Annotated in this window: 16 protein-coding genes; 11 read left to right on the top strand and 5 right to left on the bottom strand. The window is 35.8% G+C overall.

Annotated features, from left to right (window positions below; all coding sequences use genetic code 11):
- Nucleotides 1–170 precede the first annotated feature (170 nt).
- Together HDE68_RS17135 and HDE68_RS17130 are read left to right on the top strand one after the other, a co-directional pair.
- A complete protein-coding gene (locus tag HDE68_RS17135; protein ID WP_183883440.1) occupies nt 171–1,241 on the top strand; it encodes a sensor histidine kinase in 1,071 nt (356 codons plus the stop codon).
- Nucleotides 1,238–2,005 carry a LytR/AlgR family response regulator transcription factor gene (locus HDE68_RS17130; protein WP_183883439.1) on the top strand — a complete coding sequence of 256 codons (768 nt, stop codon included), beginning with the start codon at nt 1,238–1,240 and terminating at the stop codon, nt 2,003–2,005. The genes HDE68_RS17135 and HDE68_RS17130 overlap by 4 nt, the downstream gene beginning before the upstream one ends.
- Nucleotides 2,006–2,023: 18 nt before the next feature.
- Here the strand turns inward: HDE68_RS17130 and HDE68_RS17125 are convergent, their stop codons facing one another.
- Both HDE68_RS17125 and HDE68_RS17120 read right to left on the bottom strand, forming a co-directional pair.
- Entirely contained in the window at nt 2,024–3,400 is a 1,377-nt protein-coding gene (locus HDE68_RS17125; RefSeq protein ID WP_183883438.1) for a M20/M25/M40 family metallo-hydrolase, read from the bottom strand.
- A gap of 53 nt (nt 3,401–3,453) precedes the next feature.
- Nucleotides 3,454–3,933, bottom strand: a complete 480-nt coding sequence (locus HDE68_RS17120) for an OsmC family protein (protein ID WP_183883437.1) — start codon at nt 3,931–3,933, stop codon at nt 3,454–3,456.
- Nucleotides 3,934–4,114: 181 nt separating this feature from the next.
- Here HDE68_RS17120 and HDE68_RS17115 point away from each other — a divergent pair, with 181 nt between their 5' ends.
- The 7 genes from HDE68_RS17115 to HDE68_RS17085 all read left to right on the top strand — a co-directional run bounded on the left by HDE68_RS17115 (nt 4,115) and on the right by HDE68_RS17085 (nt 14,062).
- A complete protein-coding gene (locus HDE68_RS17115) occupies nt 4,115–6,157 on the top strand; it encodes an XAC2610-related protein (protein ID WP_183883436.1) in 2,043 nt (680 codons plus the stop codon).
- Nucleotides 6,158–6,182: 25 nt separating this feature from the next.
- On the top strand, nt 6,183–7,274 hold the full coding sequence (locus HDE68_RS17110) for a hypothetical protein (RefSeq protein WP_183883435.1): 1,092 nt from the start codon (nt 6,183–6,185) through the stop codon (nt 7,272–7,274).
- A 99-nt stretch (nt 7,275–7,373) separates the two neighbouring features.
- Nucleotides 7,374–7,748 carry a hypothetical protein gene (locus HDE68_RS17105; RefSeq protein WP_183883434.1) on the top strand — a complete coding sequence of 125 codons (375 nt, stop codon included), beginning with the start codon at nt 7,374–7,376 and terminating at the stop codon, nt 7,746–7,748.
- Nucleotides 7,749–7,831: 83 nt separating this feature from the next.
- Nucleotides 7,832–9,223, top strand: coding sequence for a TolC family protein (locus HDE68_RS17100; RefSeq protein WP_183883433.1), 1,392 nt, complete (start codon nt 7,832–7,834; stop codon nt 9,221–9,223).
- A gap of 7 nt (nt 9,224–9,230) precedes the next feature.
- Entirely contained in the window at nt 9,231–12,455 is a 3,225-nt protein-coding gene (locus HDE68_RS17095) for an efflux RND transporter permease subunit (RefSeq protein WP_183883432.1), read from the top strand.
- Entirely contained in the window at nt 12,442–13,548 is a 1,107-nt protein-coding gene (locus tag HDE68_RS17090; protein WP_183883431.1) for an efflux RND transporter periplasmic adaptor subunit, read from the top strand. The genes HDE68_RS17095 and HDE68_RS17090 overlap by 14 nt, the downstream gene beginning before the upstream one ends.
- A gap of 121 nt (nt 13,549–13,669) precedes the next feature.
- Nucleotides 13,670–14,062 carry a hypothetical protein gene (locus tag HDE68_RS17085; protein ID WP_183883430.1) on the top strand — a complete coding sequence of 131 codons (393 nt, stop codon included), beginning with the start codon at nt 13,670–13,672 and terminating at the stop codon, nt 14,060–14,062.
- Nucleotides 14,063–14,466: 404 nt separating this feature from the next.
- On the opposite strand, the gene HDE68_RS17080 is transcribed toward HDE68_RS17085, so the two are convergent.
- Nucleotides 14,467–14,658, bottom strand: coding sequence for a hypothetical protein (locus HDE68_RS17080; protein WP_183883429.1), 192 nt, complete (start codon nt 14,656–14,658; stop codon nt 14,467–14,469).
- Nucleotides 14,659–14,847: 189 nt separating this feature from the next.
- On the opposite strand from HDE68_RS17080, the gene HDE68_RS17075 reads away from it, so the two are divergent.
- The gene (locus HDE68_RS17075; RefSeq protein ID WP_183883428.1) at nt 14,848–16,392 is read left to right on the top strand and encodes a hypothetical protein; all 1,545 of its coding nucleotides are present in this window, start codon (nt 14,848–14,850) and stop codon (nt 16,390–16,392) included.
- 62 nt (nt 16,393–16,454) lie between these two features.
- Nucleotides 16,455–17,066: a hypothetical protein gene (locus HDE68_RS17070; RefSeq protein WP_183883427.1), complete on the top strand. Its 612-nt coding sequence runs from the start codon at nt 16,455–16,457 to the stop codon at nt 17,064–17,066.
- A 255-nt stretch (nt 17,067–17,321) separates the two neighbouring features.
- Here HDE68_RS17070 and HDE68_RS17065 read toward each other — a convergent pair whose 3' ends face one another.
- Both HDE68_RS17065 and HDE68_RS17060 read right to left on the bottom strand, forming a co-directional pair.
- Nucleotides 17,322–18,287 carry a phage integrase SAM-like domain-containing protein gene (locus HDE68_RS17065; RefSeq protein ID WP_317617708.1) on the bottom strand — a complete coding sequence of 322 codons (966 nt, stop codon included), beginning with the start codon at nt 18,285–18,287 and terminating at the stop codon, nt 17,322–17,324.
- A gap of 652 nt (nt 18,288–18,939) precedes the next feature.
- Complete coding sequence (locus tag HDE68_RS17060) at nt 18,940–19,524, bottom strand: RNA polymerase sigma factor (RefSeq protein WP_183883425.1); 585 nt, start codon at nt 19,522–19,524, stop codon at nt 18,940–18,942.
- Nucleotides 19,525–19,749: the final 225 nt, after the last annotated feature.

The raw sequence follows: 19,749 nt of genomic DNA, 5'->3' as shown, positions 1-19,749 counted from the left end.
TCTATTATTACTTTTATAGCGCAAAATTATAAGCAGCTAAAGCTTCTTAATAGATTTCCTGAGTGAAACAACAATAATCCCCATTGAATTGTCAATCGGACATATTGAATTGATATGTAATTTGGCTTTTATACTAAAAATTAATTCTATGGATAGTTAAAATCCAAAAAATGAAAAGAAGTAAAGCGAAGAGTGCATTATTGACTGCATTCACTTTTATAAGTTCATATATAACAGTATTTATTATATTCCCCAATTCATATTGGAGGGATTATTTTAATCTGCCACTTTCCGGAATAATAACAGACATTCTGGTCAACCTGTTATTTTGTGTGTTACTCGTAGAACTAAGTCTGTTTATAGACCGGAGGCTGAATAAAAAAATCTCTTGGATGGTCCACCCTTTAAAACGTTTACTTACCCAAACACTATTTCAGGTACTGGGCGTATTGTTTCTTATTATTTGTTTGGGAGCTATTTATCTGATATTCGGAAATCACGCCAACACCCAACCTCCTTATCTCAATATAAGGCAATCCCTGTATACCATTGTTTTAATTATACTATGGCCCTTAATGGTTAGCGCACTAAATACAGGCGATTTTCTACTTACCAATTGGAAAACTGCAACTTTGAAATCAGCCGAATTTGAGATAAAAGCAGCGCAAAACAAACAGCTGGCATCCGAAATAGAATTACAGGCCCTCAAATTACAACTTGATCCGCATTTTGTTTTCAATAATCTGAGTGTACTTTCAGAATTGATATTACAGGATCAGCAGCTCGGCTATGAGTACACAAAGAATTTCACGAAGGTATACCGGTACCTGCTGGTCAATTCCAAAAAAAAACTGATTCCGCTGCATGAAGAACTTAAATTTCTGGATGCTTATCTTTTTCTAATCAAAAACCGGATGGGGGACGGATGTATATTTCAAATTGATATTTCAGAATCCAGACTTAACATGCTGATTCCACCGGTTACACTTCAATTGTTCATTGAAAACGCGCTGAAGTATAACCGTACAGTAGAAGAAGATCCATTAATTGTCCGTATCTATTCAAATGATGATGATGAACTGGTGGTGGTCAATAACTTGTTACCCTTAATAAAAAAGCATGATTCAACAGGTTTAGGATTAAAGAACATCATAGACCGTTATGCGCTATTAGGTGATAAAATGCCCGAAATAGAAAAAAACGCCCAAACTTTTACCATAAAAGTACCGCTGATCAAATGAATATAATAAAGAAGATATTAATTCTGGAAGATGAGAAACTCAATTCGGACAGAATACAACGGTTAATGCTCAAAATAAGACCGGATATTGAAATTGCCGGTGTTCTTACGAGCGTTAAAAAGACGGTGGACTGGCTTTCTGAAAATGAGTGTCCTGATCTGATCATGATGGACATACAACTGGCAGATGGCCTGAGCTTCGAAGTCTTTAACCTGGCAGATGTTAAATGTCCGGTTATATTTACAACGGCCTATGATGAATATGCTGTCAAAGCTTTTAAATACAATAGCATAGATTACTTACTTAAGCCAATTGAGCAGGAAGAGCTGGAAGCTGCCATTAAAAAATTTGAAAACTCTATACAAAAATCACAACAGCAGTATCCTTTAATACAGCAACTACTCAACCATATCCAACCAAAAGAATACAGAACACGCTTCTTTCTTGCGTACCGGGACAGTTATAGAAAAATCAATGTAGAAGATATTGCATTCTTTTATTCTCATATGAATATTACTTATGCAAATCTGATTAATGGAGAAAAAATTGTGGTACCACAGACACTGGAAACCCTGGAACAGGAATTAGAACCTAAAAATTTCTTCAGGATAAACCGTCAGTATATTGTCCATGTCAACTCCATCGAAAAAGTCCATAATTTTTTCAATGGGAAGCTAAAGCTTAAAGTAAAAAACCACGACGATGAAGATATTATCGTAAGCAGAACAAAAGCCCCATTATTTAAAACGTGGTTAGATTATTAGTCTAACCACGTAAAACTTCTATAAACCGTGCTGATCTATCAGATAGATCAAAGATGCCATACCTGCAGCGCCCAATTCAAGTTCACGCTTATTCACGTTCTCAAAAACATCATTTGCAGTATGGTGAATATCAAAATATCTTTGCGAATCTGGTCTGAAACCAATCAGAACAACTCCCGGAACTTTTTCTTTTAAAGGCCCGATATCAGTACCCGAATGTCCTATAGTTAATCTGTCAACCTCATAAGGCTCCAGCAATGGTTTCCACTTACTATTAATTTTACGCATAAAATCAGGAGATACATCTTCAAAACTGAAACCACGAGGGGTAAATCCACCTTCATCTGTTTCAATAGCAGCTATATGTTCTTCTTTATGTTGAGCCGCGAGTTCTGCATATTTAGTCCCTCCGTTATGCCCATTCTCTTCATTCATAAAAAACACCGCACGAACAGAGTTTTTAGGCTTGTAATTCAACACTTTGAATATGCGCAATACCTCGGCAGATTGTAATACACCTGTACCATCATCATGTGCACCTTCTGAAAGATCCCATGAGTCAAGATGTCCGCCAACTGTGATAAATTTATCAGGATGTTCTGTACCTGTCAATTCACCAACAACATTATAAGATAATACATCAGGCAGCATCTGACAATCTTGTTTAAAGTAAAATTTAACCAGCGGCAGCTTACGCATTTTCAGCATAGCACTTAACTTATCTGCTCCCCTGGTCGAAATCGCAGCTGCTGGTATGTTTTTACCATTTTTGTCATACAACGTGGCTCCTGTATGCGGGTAATCATCCAAAGTTCCTGTCAATGAACGAACTATAACACCAACAGCGCCATATTTCAAAGCGATTGACGGTCCCATAAAGCGCTGATCGCCAACTCCGCCGTATGCTTCACCAGTACTGATAAATTTCTGATCAAATGGACGGTTAAAGAAAACTATTTTGCCTTTTATAAGTTTTTCGCCAAGCTCCTCCACTTCTTTAAGACTGCGGACTTCAATAATATTGGCTGTAATTCCCTCTTTAGGTGTAGCAACACTCATCCCTAAAGCCACTATAGGTACCGGAATCCGGTTTTTACCATCAATGATATAGGCTGTTTCCTTTGCCCCTCTTACCCAATGCGGCACCATTACTTCCTGTAAATAAACCTTATCGAAACCATAGCTTTCCATCAGTTTTTTACTCCATTCAACCGATTTCTGAGCATTGACAGAACCACTTAAACGGGGGCCAATATTTTTACAGAGGTAACGGAGATTCTCATAGCATTTACCATTGACCAGGGCCTCATCATATATTTTACGTATGGTCAATGAATCCTGAGCATGCAGCTGACTTGTAAACAAGAGCGCAGAAAGTATTAATTTTAATTTCATTTATTAATTGGTCGTTTAGTTGTGTGTGTTTACTTCAGAAATGCCCTTATTTCCTAACGTTTAGGCTCTACAATACACTGCGGCAGATGTTTAATTGGAAAATTACATGAATTTGCAATAAAACACATTTTACGCGCTTCAGCATGCAGGCTGATTGCTTTTTCATGTTTCGCTTCATCAATAATTAAAACTACCGGCTGTAAAATAACTTCTGTAAACTGACCGCTTCCATCTGCATTTTCAGTCATTACACCTATTGCTTCATCCTTGTAGTCCATCACAATAATATCATTCTGAGAACATAAATGCAGATACCACAGCATGTGACAGGATGAGATAGAAGAAACCAGAAGATCCTCAGGATTATGCCTGGTTTTATCTCCTAGAAATGCAGAATCAGAAGAGCCTAGTATATCAGTCTTCTGATCTACCGAAACAATAAAATCACGATCATATGATCTGTAGTCCATTGTGCCAGATCCTTTATTTCCTGCCCACACAAGGTTTGTTTTATACTGATGCGTTTTAGCCATAATTGTTGATTTTATATTCGAAAACCCAATTTAAACATTCTTAATTAGTTACAAAATAAATCTTATGATGCTTTTCTAATTACAAGAAGGTAATCATCTATTATTGAAGATCATAGAGACGTAAATTTCGTCCGAAATTATACATCTGCCTGAATCATTATATTTGCAGAAATAAATTCTCATGCGCCATTTACTTGTATTTTTCCTCATTCTAACAAGCAGTTTCCAATCCATGGCTCAGGCTCTTCAACCAGGCATATATCAATTCCACCGGAACAACACTAATTTTTTTGGAGCCAGCCATTATGCCCGTTTCTTTAATTCCATAGATGATTTTCTTGCTATGCAGATCATTCCCTATAAAGAGGTTTCTGATTATGGTCTGGAATATGCTATCGTGGCTGTCAATCCAGCAAACACTCAACTTAAAATTACTTTTTTAAGAGATACTATAAGTACCAGGGGAAAACAAATCTTTACTTCCCTCATAAAACAAACACCTGCAGCTAAAGATGCTTCTTTTGCTAAACAGTTCACAATTCAAAAAGACTCCATCATTGTCAATAATTACATTAATTATCTTAAAAGTTCCGAAGATCTTCAGGAAAACTGGTTTTTCAGTAAAAGCAGCCGCGATTATTTCGCGATCTATAAAAACCCGCTGATTAAAAGTCAATCTGTAAAAGATAGTATTTCGGGAGAATATCAAAATGGTAAAAATTATCAATTTGAACAGGCATTTTTTGTATGGCGCGGAAAAAGGCCACTGTCCTATCTTGATTTACGTATTGCAGAAAATAAAATTCTGATATATAATCAGCCAAAATCTCATGCTGTTGTTCAGGATTATTTCAGAAAAGGAGAATACATAGCTATTACCTCAGATTCTTCTGATGAATGGTATAGGGCTGACAGAATTGAAATACGCAAAGATACTAACAGATACTATACAATGGATTCTGATATGCAGACAGGTACTACACTTCTTCAAACTACAAGCGGATGGATAAAAAAAGAAGATCTGATAAAAAATCCCTGGATCAAACAAAAGGAGCAGTCTAAGCTATTTCGTTTTGAAGTTTCCGCTGATGGGGAATCTGTAAAAGCCGTAAAGATCGTTAATAAAAAGACAGGTAGAAAGCAAATAATTCTTGATATATGGGCCGAACTCAGATCAAACCCAGACCATGTGATCAGTGTATCAGATTATAATTTTGATGGTTATCCGGATTTCATGTTTTTGATGCAGACAGGAGGAGCCGGTCCAAATGACACACATAACTTTTATTTATATAACGCAAAAAATGGCAATTTTGAATATAATGATGAATTATCTCAGCTTCCCCAAATACAAATAGATATGAAAAGCCGTACCATCAGTAGTAACTGGCGTGACGGCGCAGCACATCATGGCGGAGAAAAATATACTTTCATGAATGGCCATCTTCTCAAAATTGCCTACTGGGACCAGCTTGCTGCTATGGGATTTTTCACTGAGGAAAACAGCGGAGAATTAATTAACGGAAAATGGGTCGATCATCATTATAGAGGGGCCGAAGTCTTATATCCGGCAACTGCTGTCTATAAAACCCCAAATACCTCTGAAGTTCCTCTGGATAAATTATCAAAGGGCAGTTATGCTGTGATTAAAGATGAAAACCCATTATTCTTTTATATTGAAGTCAATACTTCTGATCATCGTTTAATTAAAGGCTGGGCCAAAAAAGAGAGTTTCCTGCCCCATCAGAAGTTAATTTATACCGGAACTACACCTATGTATTATTTTGAACTGATTAAGGATAATGAGTCTGTACCTGTTGCAATTAAAGTAAATAAAAAATCAAATAGAGAAGCAATTCAGTATATCACTGATCTTAATGGGATCGATTCTACTATAAACACACTTTACCCTGGCGATTACAACTTTGATAACATCATGGATTTCTCTTTAAGAACAAGTACAGGAGATGGTGCCGAAGCAGGTAATCTCTATGAAAATTATTATTTATATGACAAGACTGACGGTCTGTTTAAAATAGATACTACACTTTCCAAATTGCCCAATCTGGATTTTGAACCTAAAAACAAAAAGATATCCAGCACACAGTTTATCAAAGAAGAGAGTATTATTAAAAAAAAGGTAAAAAATTATACGATTATAGAAGATAAATACGTACTTGTAAATGAAACAGCCGAATCCGAACCAGAGAAAAAGGAAAATTAAATTATAAGACCTATTATTAGATAAGATGAACATTAAAAGACTTATTGTTAAGCCACTACTTTCACTACTATTAATTACAAATACTATACATGCTGATGCACAGTATTTCAAACTAAAAAAGGTACAGGATCCGGCGGGTATGTTCGGTGATTTAGACTTCCCCGTACTTACCGGAAAGACTGTTGCAGAAAACAAGATTAATACCTTTTTACAGGGTAAAGAACTGGATCTGCTGCCAGGAAAACAAAAAACCAGCTTATTTGAAAATATAAAACCAAAAAAAGGCTCAAATACCGGAACTACTTTAATGAATTATACCCTACTGGTTAATAGTTCTAAATTATTTTCTATACAAATAAACAGTGAATACTCGAATGGATCACTTAGTGACAATTCTAACACCTATAATTTTGATTCTCAAACCGGAAAATTAATCAAGTTTAGTGATCTGCTGACTAAAGAAGGGTATGATGCTGTTCGTAAATTCATCATCGACAGCCGCAAAACAAGATTGGCTATTCATTTGAAAAAACTCAAAAGCTCCGCTAACAAAGACCAGGGTGATGCCGATAATTATTCAGGGTGCCTGATTGAACAGAATAAGGACAATCTGGATGCTGATGATCTTTTATTTCAAAAAAACGGCTTATTGCTCACACGCAGATCTTGTCTGGGTTCACATAATGCCCAGGCATTAGAGGCTGATATCAGGATTTATGATAATTTATTAAGCAATCAATTCCTTCAGCCCTATTTAAATGAATATGGGAAATGTTTATTGTCGGCTGCAAACTCAAAATGTATTCAGTCTCAGGCAGCTGGTTTGAGCAGAGGTGTATTTAAAGGTAAAATCAATGACTTATATCCGATTACTTTATTGATTACCTCTATAGGAAATGAATCATTCTCTGCTTCTTATTTCTATGATCAGCAAGGGAAGAAAATCTTTTTAAAGGGTACTTTTGATAAAGATTCATCCTGGTTACTGAAAGAAATAGCGTCTTCCAGTCAGCAAAAGAATCAGGAATTATTTAAGTTGTCTTTGCAGAAAGACGGTAGCCTGACCGGCAACTGGAGCAATGGGAAAAACACCTTTTCTGTAAAACTAATTCAGTAAAATAGTTTTGTAGCAGTGCATTCATTTGTAATATTTCGGATACCCTTCAATTCCTTTAATCCGAATAGACATCTTTGTATACGATTATAGTTCAGTCTTATGAAATATGCTAAGTATCTAAAGATATTATTTCTGTTTGCAGGAATGATTCTTAGTGCTAAACCAATTCTTGGTTTTGGCATAGTTCAACATGCAAAAGCGGATAGCGGACTGAATATTGAATTACTTCAAAAACTTTTCAGCAAAAGAAAGCAGGATTACCTGGACGAAGATCTTACAGAAGTTCTGGCAATCCAACGTGGCTTAACTGATCCTGAATTAACATTCATCTGGAAAATATGCCGTTTTTTTATCGGCCTTGTTATTCCATTACTTATTTTCAGTAAGGCAACTCAACGATATCTGCGTGATATGTCCTTACAGCTCATCCCTGAAAGGGCAATCTATCTTTCCATCGGAAAGCTGACTATTTGAGATTTATAATTTAGTTTCTAATACTACCTGCCATAATCAATGTGCAGCAAATAAGCTATTTATAATTTCTCAAATCTAATTTTATGCACTTTTTAAAAAAAATTGCTGGCATAATAATCTTACTTATTCCTTTTCTGAGATTATCTGCCCAACAAAATTACCCTCCACTAAAATTATCAGATCTGCTTAACAGAGTTTCTGCCCAGGCTCCTTCTTTATTAGCTGATTCTTCGGCAATAAGTGTTCGCCAGGCTATTGCTACCGATACAAAATATAACTGGTTGCCTGCAGTAAAACTAAATTATCAGTCAGATATAGGAACCAATAATAATGTTCCCGGTGCTTATTTTGGTTTTGGAATAGTTCCTTCAAATTCTGGTGGAATCAGACCATCCAATATCTCCAATGCTACACTATCAAATTTAGGTATAGCTTCTCTGGATTGGGAAATTTACAATTTTGGTGGCTATAAAGCTCAGAATAAAGTAGCAGGTTCTGATGTAAAAGTCACTGAGAATCAATACCGGCTATCAAAATATCAATTGCAGGCATCTGTAATTGAGGATTATCTGCAATTATTTCAGTTTCAAAACCTGCTTCATATTCAGGAAGACAACATTAAGAGGAACCAGCAAATCCGAAACTCTGTTCAGTCTCTTGCCACAAGTGGAATTCGTGCAGGGGTAGATACAAGTATTGCAGAGGCCGAGCTTTCTAAATCAAGACTAACTCTTATCGAACTGACTAATAAATTTAAACAGACGCAATTACAGCTATCGGCCTTAAGCGGAATAGCTTATCAGAATATAGTGGCAGACACCACCTTAATGACTCCTCTGCATCAGATTAATAGTCAGCCAGGAGCAGAATTGAATAGTCCCCTATCCCATCCGCTCATCAGTTATTATCAATCTCTTTATCAGAATAGCAAAGAGAAAGAAAACCTGGTAAGGAAAACATACCTACCCAAAATCATGCTCGAAGGTGCATTTTGGGGCAGAGGCTCATCCATATCGACAGCTAACCAATTTGATGCACTTAACCAGGGATGGGGATTTACCCGTACAAATTATCTGGTTGGTATAGGTATAAGCTATAATCTGACTGATCTCAAAAGAAAACAGCTCAAATTAAACACACAAAGATATACGAGCATTTATGAGGATAAAAGACTGCAGGCTCAAAAAGTAAATCTGGAAACCAGCGTACATCAGGCAGATGTCGAATTACAGACTGCCGTAGACCGGCTTGCCGAAATACCCCGTCAGCTTTCAGCTGCAAATGCGGCTTATCGCCAGAAATATTCATTATACAAAAATGGACTTATTGATCTTATAGAACTCAATATTGCACAAAACCTGCTGTATCGTGCGGAGGCCGATTATGCAACTGCTAAATATTCATTTTTACATGCTGTTTTTGAAAAAGCAATCACCAGAAATCAAGTCCAGTCTCTTCTAACCGCCTTAAAATAAATCAATTATGTCATTGGTCACTTCTGCACTAAAAAGGCCGGTAACTACGGTAGTTATCACAATAAGCCTTTTGATATTCTCCGTGTTGAGTATTATGAAAATACCTATTGATATTTTCCCACAACTCAATCAGCCTACTATATATGTTATAGAATCCTATGGGGGTATGTCTCCCAAACAGATGGAAGGTTTCTTTTCAACCCGTTTACAGGACCAATTCTTATATGTAAACGGGATTAAAAACATCACCTCAAAAAACATACAGGGGCTTACCATGCTCAAACTGAGTTTTTATGAAAGTACAAACATGGCAGAAGCCTCTGCACAGGTCGCCTTACAGGTTAACAGGGCAATGAGCTTTTTCCCACCCGGTGCTTTGCCCCCGCAGGTTGTCCGTTTTGATGCTTCATCATTACCTGTTGGTCAACTGGTTTTATCGGGCAAAACTGAAAGCTTAAAAGAGATTTACGATATGGCTGCTACCAGGATCAGGCCGATGTTTTCATCGGTTGCCGGTCTGTCTGCACCTCCCCCATTTGGTGCAAATGCGCGTTCAGTTACAATTAGTGTAGATCCTGATAAATTAAGAAGCTATAGTTTAACACCTGATGAAGTGGTTCAGGCCCTGGCGAAATTCAATGTCATGTCTCCTTCAGGAAATCTTAGGCTGGATAACACCATGTATATCACCACCATGAATTCTCTGGTTGATAAAGTAAAAGAATTTGGGGATATTCCTGTAATTGTAAAAGATGGTACACCAATCTTAATTAAAGATATCGCCCGTGTGGCGGATGCAGCGGACGTTACAGTTGACTATGCTTTGATTAATGGTAAAAGATCAGTTTATATTCCTGTTGTTAAAACAGCAGATGCTTCGACCTGGGAAGTAGTTAAAGCAGTAAAGAGCAAGATTCCGGAAATGCAGAGCCTTTTGCCTGATGATGTCAAAATCTCCTACGAATTTGATCAATCAGTATTTGTAATTAATGCGGTTAAAAGTTTGATGACAGAGGGTGGATTAGGTGCACTATTAACCGGGCTGATGATCTTATTGTTTTTAAAGGATTGGAGAAGCAGCCTTATTGTCGTAGTTACGATCCCTGTCTCTATTCTCATAGGTGTTTTACTGCTCAGTTTCTTTGGACAGACCATTAATATCATGACCCTCAGCGGTCTCGCGCTAGCGATCGGTATCTTAGTAGACCAGGCAACAGTGACCATAGAAAATGTCCATCAGCACCTGGAAATGGGGAAATCAAAAAGAGAAGCTGTTTATGATGCCTGTGAAGAAATTGCATTCCCGCTTTTATTGATTTTGTTATGTATTCTGGCCGTATTTGCACCTTCATTTATGATGAATGGAATTCCAAAAGCCATGTTTTTACCGCTATCCCTTTCTATCGGTTTTACCATGATTGTATCCTTTGTTATTGCACAAACCCTGGTTCCGATTTTATGTAACTGGTTAATTAACGCAGAACAATATCAGCATTACAATCATCAGGAAGTTCATGCACACGCCGGGGAAGCTTTAGATACAGAAGAAAAAGAACAGGTTGAAAATCATTTCCAGGAGGAGATTAACCATCCTGAAAAGAATGATTTGTTTGAAAAAATAAAGATCAGATACATTAAGATTTGCGAACATTTCATGAAGCTCCGTAAAATAATGATTCCGGTTTATCTTGTTTTGGTATTAGTCTCTGCCGGACTTTGCTTTGTCCTGATTGGGAAAGATATGATGCCCAAAGTAAATAATGGTCAGTTCCAGATCAGAATCAAAGCACCCGACGGAACAAGACTGGAGCGTACAGAGGAGGAATTAAAAAAGGTACTGAGTATTATTGATAAAACTGTCGATCACAAAATACTTATTAGCTCTGGTTATGTAGGTTTAATTCCAAGCAGTTACGGAACGAGTAATCTTTATATTTTCAATACCGGTACACATGAAGCGGTCTTACAGGTAAATCTTGATCCCGATTATAAGGTGAATATGGATGTCTTAAAAGATGCCTTACGTAAAAATATAAGTTACGCCCTGCCCGAACTCCGTGTATCTTTTGAACCTGTAGACATGACCGAAAAAATTATGAGTCAGGGTGCTGCAACACCAGTTGAAGTCCGTGTGGCAGGAAAAAATATGGATCAGATTAAAGCTTATGCTACAGGACTGGTCAAAAAAATGAAGAAGATTAGTTATCTCCGTGATGTACAGATTGCACAACCACTTAATTTTCCGATAATATCCATTCAATTAGACAGGATCAAAGCAGCTCAGCTTGGTCTGAACGTTGAGGAAATTGCCCGCTCAGTAACAGCAAGTACTTCCTCAAGCAGGTTTACACAGAAAAATCAGTGGCTGGATTCAGAAACAGCCTATACGAACCAGGTGCAGGTTGAAGTTCCTGAATTTGTGATGAACACGATGGATGAACTTAAAGAAATTCCTTTGGTCAAAGGGCAGACAACTCCGGTACTGGGTGATATCGCTACTTTTAAAACCGATTATGTTCCAGGAGAATATGACCGTTCAGGTCCGAGAAGATTTTTGACAGTTAGTGCTAATATCAACAAAACAGATCTGGGAACAGCAACAAAAGATGTGTCCCAGGCTGTAAAACAAATGGGCAAACCAGCTAAAGGTTTATTGGTAGAAATAAAAGGGATGTCAACACTGCTTACCGAAACTATGGCTAGTCTTCAGAACGGGTTGTTATATGCAATTTTAGTAATCTTTTTACTGCTGGCGGCAAACTATCAGTCTTTCAGGCTTTCATTAACCGTATTGTCAACCGTACCCGCTGTAATACTTGGATCATTACTGGCACTGTTACTTACTGGATGTACCTTAAATTTACAGTCCTATATGGGAATGATCATGTCTACAGGGGTATCAGTGGCAAATGCAATTCTGATCGTAACCAATGCAGAAAAATTAAGACTTGATTACCACGATTCAGCCAGGGCAGCTATTACCAGCGCTTCTATACGTTTAAGACCTATTCTAATGACAAGTCTGGCCATGATAGCCGGAATGATTCCAATGGCTTCTGGTATGGGAGAAGCAGGTGAACAGACTGCGCCGTTGGGTATAGCTGTCATAGGAGGTCTATTTGCTTCTACCATAGCTGCACTTTTCATTCTTCCGCAAGTATTTGCGGCTATACAACGTAAAACAACTTATCTATCACCTTCTTTAATGCCCGAAAACAATGAAAACATATAAATTATCAGAATTAATCAATAGCAAAAGTTTACTGGCCGTCTTTTTATTTTTTTTAAGTGCCTGCTCCAGTAAGGAAAAACCAAATGATTTATCAGCAAAATCAAATTCCGTTTCTAAGAAATATGAAATTGGTGTGGTCACACAAAAAGGTCTGGCAAGTGAAGTCAAACTCCCGGCAGAGCTTAAGCCCTTTGAAGAAGTTGCAATCTATCCTAAAGTAAATGGTTTTGTAAAAAACCTCTATGTTGACCGGGGTTCAAAAGTAAAAAAAGGGGATTTGCTCCTTACACTCGAAGCTCCTGAAATTGAATCCCAATTACAAACTGCACAATCGCAATATTTACAGGCACTGGAAGTATCAAGGGCTAGCGAGGATAAATATAAGCGTTTAAAAGATGCGTCAAAAGAAGCCGGATCAGTCTCAATTCTGGATCTTGACAATGCGCTTGCTAAAATGAAAGGAGATCAGGCTACTGCTAATGGTCAGCGGTCTAATGTTAATTTAGTAAAAAATATGCAAAGCTATTTAACAATCAGAGCTCCTTTTGATGGGGTAATTATACAGCGTAATGTATCTGCAGGGGCGCTTTCAGGGATTTCTAAAAATGGTCAGCAGCCACTGCTACTGATTCAGCATCTTCAAAAACTACGTTTAGAAGTTCAGATTCCTGAAGCTTATGTAGAAAAGGTAGATCTTAAAAAACCTGTCAGTATAATCTTTACGGCTATTCCAGGATTAAATATTCAGAAAATGATTAGCAGATCAGCAAATTCTTTAGGAGTAATCCGCTCAGAAGCAATTGAAATTGATGTACAAAACGACGATTTAAAATTAAAACCAGGTATGTACGGAGAAGTTAAAATTCCATTGCTTTCTGCAAAAAAATCTTTATTGGTACCTAATCATGCAATTGTACGCTCAACAGAAAGGCAATTTATCATTAAAGTAGTACAAGGCAAAGCAATCCTGACAGACATTAAAGAAGGTTTGGCAGGGCCTGATTCTACAGAGGTATTTGGTAATTTACAACCTGGCGATCAGATTATCCTTCATGCTACAGATGAAATTAAACAGGGCACAGCAATAAAATAAATCTGAAATAATAGAATTTTAAAAACAACCGGTTTCTTTTTATACGATACCGGTTGTTTTTTTGTAGCATATTTGTAGCAAAACATCGTTCAGATTCAGAACAATAATCAATAATTTAAACATGAACAATAAAGAACAGATAAGTGAGCAAATAATCGGAAAGTGGAAAGCTGTTTCAGATAAATATGTATTTAATGACAAGAAAGGAAACAGTATACATCCTGATCAGGTGAATACTGAATTAAATATAGTTATTGGTCTGGATGGAAAAAACATGAAATCCAATGATAATGAAGTATTTCCTTCTAAAGCCACCTACGAGATACATCATGAAGGTAACGAGTTCTATATGATACAGTCTTCGGGTAAAGAACCAGAAATTTACGCAGTCAAAGTAAATGATAATCATATGATATGGACCACTGAACCTGAAGGAATGCAGTTCAATAAGGACGGAAAATGGATTTCATCACCAAATACAATTTATACAATAGACTTTACTAAAGTGGTATAAAAAATCAACCGATGTCGCATCCACGCACATCGGTTGGCTTATTAACTATAAGCCAACAGACAACAATCAAAAAAAACTAACAATCAATTAGTTACATTTAAATATAAAAATAACTATAACACAGTTGTAACAAAAAGTCTTAAATCACAATTCTTATATTCATTTGTCTTAACAAATTATTGGGTTACTAATATATCAAAATCCACCAATATTATAAGTAGCGCCAGCTGCCCATGACCAACCTTTCTGTTTAGTGTAAAATTGATAATCTCCTTCCAGATCTAATCTATCTAATTTAAGTTTTATGCTTGGCCCGGCTGAAGGTCAAGAATAATCTGAATAATAAATTTTAGCTCTTGCCTGGAATCCAAGAACCGGCTGCTTAGGCTTTACTGTCAAAGTCCTTACCCCTTTAATTGTAAATCTGGGATCATTGGAGTAAATATCCAAGTAATTATCTTTAAATATCCACCATTTGGGGTAGTTTTTGAAAAGCCAATATCACCAGTCTCAACAGAAATAAACGCCATTAATGCAGCATATTCAATTCCTATGGATTCCGCCAACCCCACTAATTCTTCCTTCGTCAAATTCATAATACAACTTTTTAGTTGATGTATTACAAAATTACCTGCAATGGGAATTCTATTTTACAAAAACTCTTTACCACAAGCTGTTAGTAACTAAAAAACCCATCATCGCAGGAGGAATTTAATAAGAATGTTATACTTCTAAATTCATTAATTAGCCCAATATTTACAGTCATTAGGATATCTTATTCTTGCTTGAAAAACTGGCTAATTAGTGGATATGGTTACGGGTTTCCGTATTTGCCCAAAATTCACCACGATAAAATCACATTTGACGTAGTAAAAAAAATTCCATTCGCCTTATTATCTATACTTGAGCAATCTAAATTAAGTATGGAAAAAAAATTAAAAAATCGCTCAGTTAAATTAGTTTTCACACTAGTTTTTCTTACGTTAGCTTATGCTTCCTGTAAAAAGGATAAAACCGAAACGCAAAGTAAATCTGATGTAGTTGGAACGTCTATTTCTAGTGCAAAAGAGAGTTTTGAAAAGAACTCCAAAATTATTGAGCCTAATTATGTGGGTCAATCATTTCTGTCAAAAGAATTATTGGGAAAAAGAAAGTTAGATTGGGATAATGCATTTTCACAAAGTAGTGGTGATACAATTGCAGTATTCGTGCCTGTTAAACTTGATGCAAGAATTACACTGGTAGATGGAGGCCTGCCTGGTGCTCGTATAGACAACCTCTTATATCTAAGACTTATGACAACCTCTAAAGCATTTGATGGAAGTAAAGCAGAAATGATTTCAATGATCCCAGATCAAATTTGGGAAAAAGGAAAGAAGTTTAGTGGTCACATGTTTATAGAAAACTGGTTTGCACCAAATATTTCAGTTGTCTCCAGAACTAAAAACTCAACGATACCAACAATCATTAATTCTAAAAAACCAGGTGATAAAGTTGTTAATGGCTTCATGGATTGTTATACTGCCACAGAAACGGCATGTGTTGGTGCTGGTGATGGAGAGACTTGTGTTACTAATACGACTACAGTATGTGTAGGCGGTGGTGGTAATGGTGGTAATCCAGGCGGTGGTGGCGGTTGGGGCGGAGGTACAGGTGGTGGCGGTGACGGTGGCGGAGGTACAGGCACACCAGGAGGGGCGGGTGGTGGTGGCGGTGGTAATCCAGGTAACAACAACCCTTCTGATATTATAGTGTCCTTAAAAGAATTTCCATGTGCACAAGCCGTAGCGGAACAATTGCCAACCTTAAAAAACGACATTGCAAAAATTCTACAAAAAACATTTGCTCAAAAGGATTTAATAAATCTAACATTTGAACCAAGACCATCAATTTCTGGTACTAAAACAGACGGAGAACTAATATCTTCTAGTGGTTCAAATTATGTAGTTGGGATAAATCCAGATATTCTAACAAATTCCACAAAAGAATATATTTTAGTTACCCTTTACCACGAAGGCTTGCATGCTTATTTTTCAGAGAAGAAAAGGCTACTTGGAGATGCAGAATTTGAAAGACAATTTCTAGGCATTAATGTAAACGGAGGTAGATTAATTGCAGTACAAAATGAAGGACACTGGCCTATGGGTTACGATATGTATATTAGGGGCTTAAAAGATGCTATACTTTCATTAAATCCTAATTTCGGAGCGGATAGAGCATTAGCACTAGCTGAGGCAGGAATTATTCAGCTGGAACCTAGTGCATCTATAATAAATGACCAGGAAAGAGATACAAGAAAACCAGGTTACACTGGTAATAAATGTCCATAAAAGATAATTTACACAATATTAAAAATTTAACCTTATTACGAATACCTAACGACATTTCTATTATGAAATTATTTATTAAAATGTTAATCATTACCTCTTTTTTAGTAACGATTCTACCAGTATTTTCAAATGCACAAAACCGCCTTAAGAAAGAGCAAAATACAGCCTATTTGAAGACTGTAGATTCAATATTCAATAAAGGATTTAAAAGTTCTGAACTCAAAGACAGCATTGCACTTTATGCTTTTAATTTTAATATAGACCTTGTTAAAAACAATAATGGAAAAACAGAAATCAAACAAATTAGTGTTAATGATAATTTAGCTTACAGATTATTTCCTTCTTACATAAGATTAAATTCGGTAAATTTTAGTTCTTTAATGAGCAATAGAAAAAAGTTAAGATTAGTAGTCCCAATTCTAATATCCAACAACTCTGAAACAGCAGTTAAGAAATATAAAAAAGATGATGGAAATTCACTAATAGATATGCAGGCTGCTTTGAATATTGCTTATTCTTTATATTCAGATATTCCCTATAACAATTTGAAAGATGCTAATATTTCATTAGAACATAGAATATACAGAGCAAAGAAAGATAACAATACAGAAAGAATAAGCAAGGATATCGTATACCTAAATCCATATGTGATACGGATTTTAAATATCCGATAAAAAGTTATATTTTTCTTTAATAAAATGGATTTGAGTTAAACCTTAAATCCCATTTTTATTGAAGGAATGGGCTAAAATAAAAAAGCCCATCATTGCTGATGCGCCGATTAGATATTTATTAAAACTCCTACGTAACCAACTCTAGTAATATCTATAATTCAGAAGTTGTTAGTGTAGAATTCTCTTGAAATAACTCCTCTAATTGTTTTTCGGAAAGCAGAATAGAGAAACTGCTTAAGTCACAAGAGATGTAGACTACTTCTCTCTTAGAAGATCCACAACACCGGCCTGCATTTCAATAAGATCCCACTTCTTTTTAATGTATCTATGGGTGATAGTTATGTAGCCATGATTTAAAGCCTCCCCTACCTGAGCAATTTTATAACCCAGTTTATTGTGGATCTCATCTGCAAATGCATGTCTGAATATGCCAAATAGCAATTCATAGGATAAATATTTTGAATCAGGAAATTGCTCACATATAAGGTTTTTTAATGCGACATTACCGTTGCATATTGCTTTTTGTAAGCAATGACTATTTTTATATCTGGTCCTTATTTTAACCAAATATTTATCAAGTAGGATTTCAGCTTCTGGGATTACCTTGATACCTATATAAGCATTATCCTTTCTTTTGCCTTCGGTTTTACTACGATTGTATGAAATACGACCATTCTTTATTTTATTTAAATTGTAGATGTCTTTCCCCTTAAGTCCGCATAAATAAAAACTTAACATATTAATATGTTGTACCAATTCAGCAACACTACCCGGTCTAGTTTTACAATCTCTTACAATTTTTATAAATGGAATAGGAAGTTCCTTTTTCTCGTCTTCACTTGGAACTGGGGTAGAAATTTTAAATAACTTAAATGGATAATTGGATATTTTATACTCACTCTTATTCTGGTCATAATATTTATTACGAATTGAATTGAATATTAGTTTGAATAAAAAGAATTGAGTAGCTATTGACGATTCTTTTAATCCAGGCATCCTCGTTAGCTGATTGACATTTGGACCCTTTGTTCTGATTTGCTCATAGAGCTTTTTAAGGTATCTCTCAAAGCCTTTAAGAAAATCCACTGTTATATCTCGCGTATAAATAATTTCAGACTTCTGATAATCTATTAAATTATTAATTACCATTCTGATACCATTTGCAGTAGACCTTTTATCATCAGCCCGATACTCTAATTCCAATTGTTTTCCAAAAGAGATGAAATCAATTCTTTCAAAGTTTACGGGAGCGACATTAAATAAGTAACAATGTCTAAAGATGATATAGATTGTAATTCAGTACCTAGTTTCCCAATTTTCTCTTTATAAATCCCAACTCTTTAGTGATAGTTATTATAAGGTCTTTATCTTTAATTTCAAACTTTTTCGTTAACTGCTTTTCAGTCACATAATGTGATGTATCAGAATAAGACCTTTTTTTATCGTGGTAAATTACAAGTTTGACATTCCAAGTTCCGTCTAATTTTTTATGATGCTTAAAAACCTTAAAATTGTAGCCATGTATTCAAAAATTCTGTAACACATTTATAGTTAAAACACACACAAAAAGATGTTTATTTCAAATATTGTCTTTTCACTAGTATAAATAAAAAAATACATAAATGTGCTTTATGGGGTTAAATCAGCATTAAAAGGCATAAAAAAAATCAACCGATGTCGCATCCACGCACATCGGTTGGCTTATTAACTATTATTTACCTAAACTTGCCAGAGCAACGGGCGTTGATAGCAATATCTTTATTCTGGTGGTCTATATTGTAAAGACGCACAGCCCCCCATTTTCATCTGCTCTGTTTTTATCTTTTTTCAAATTATTTTTTTGCCAGAAACAAACTGATGTGCAAATCAGTAATCAAAACCCCAAAAAAAGGAGAATATCGCCAGCTTTGATCAGCTGTTTTCTAATATATTTAGTCCCTTTAACAATGTGATCCCCTATGGTAGAGGTTGATATTCCTAAAAGACCACTGACTTCTTCATAAGACTTACCCTCCAGTTTGCAAAGAATAAATATTTTCTTTCTTTGCGGAGGGAGTGCCTCCATTGCCTTAAGCATCAGTTCCTCTTCTTCTCCTGCAATAACACTCTCAATTGGCTGATGCGTAATTTCCGAAGTAAGTAACCGAAGATTTTCTATCATATGATTATCTCTCCTGACCCTGCGATAGAAATCAGTCACTGAATTTTGTGCTATGCGAAAAAGGTAAAATTGAAAAGGTTTTTTTGGATTAAGTACTGCTTTCTTTTCCCATACTTTAATAAAAACATCCTGAAGAAGCTCTTTAGCGAGCGCATCATTTTTGGTCATCTTTCTTAAATTACAATAAATCCCTACACTATGATTTCTGTATAGTTGTTCAAAAGCATCCTTATTCCCTGCTTTAACATAGTTGAATAACTCGTCTTCATTCCATGATATTTTTTCTACAGTTTTCATTATATTATTCTCAAATAATTCCATTAAATACACCTAACTAATTAATATCCAATGTTAAAAACTTTTTTACAATTCAACAATGGTGTTGAGTGTAATTCTACACTTATCAAAATACAAAAACGTTTTTACAGCATTAAAAAAGCCATTTTTTTTTGAAAGAAATCAGCTCCGACCCTATAACCAGTAGAAAGATGTTAACATTACCCTTTTATAATCTATGACCAT

Origin of the sequence: Pedobacter cryoconitis, assembly GCF_014200605.1 — a bacterium.
In the GTDB taxonomy this organism is placed as follows: Bacteria; Bacteroidota; Bacteroidia; order Sphingobacteriales; family Sphingobacteriaceae; genus Pedobacter; species Pedobacter cryoconitis_B.
The sequence above is the reverse complement of the archived record's forward strand: the minus strand, read 5'-3'. Positions and strand labels throughout refer to the sequence as shown.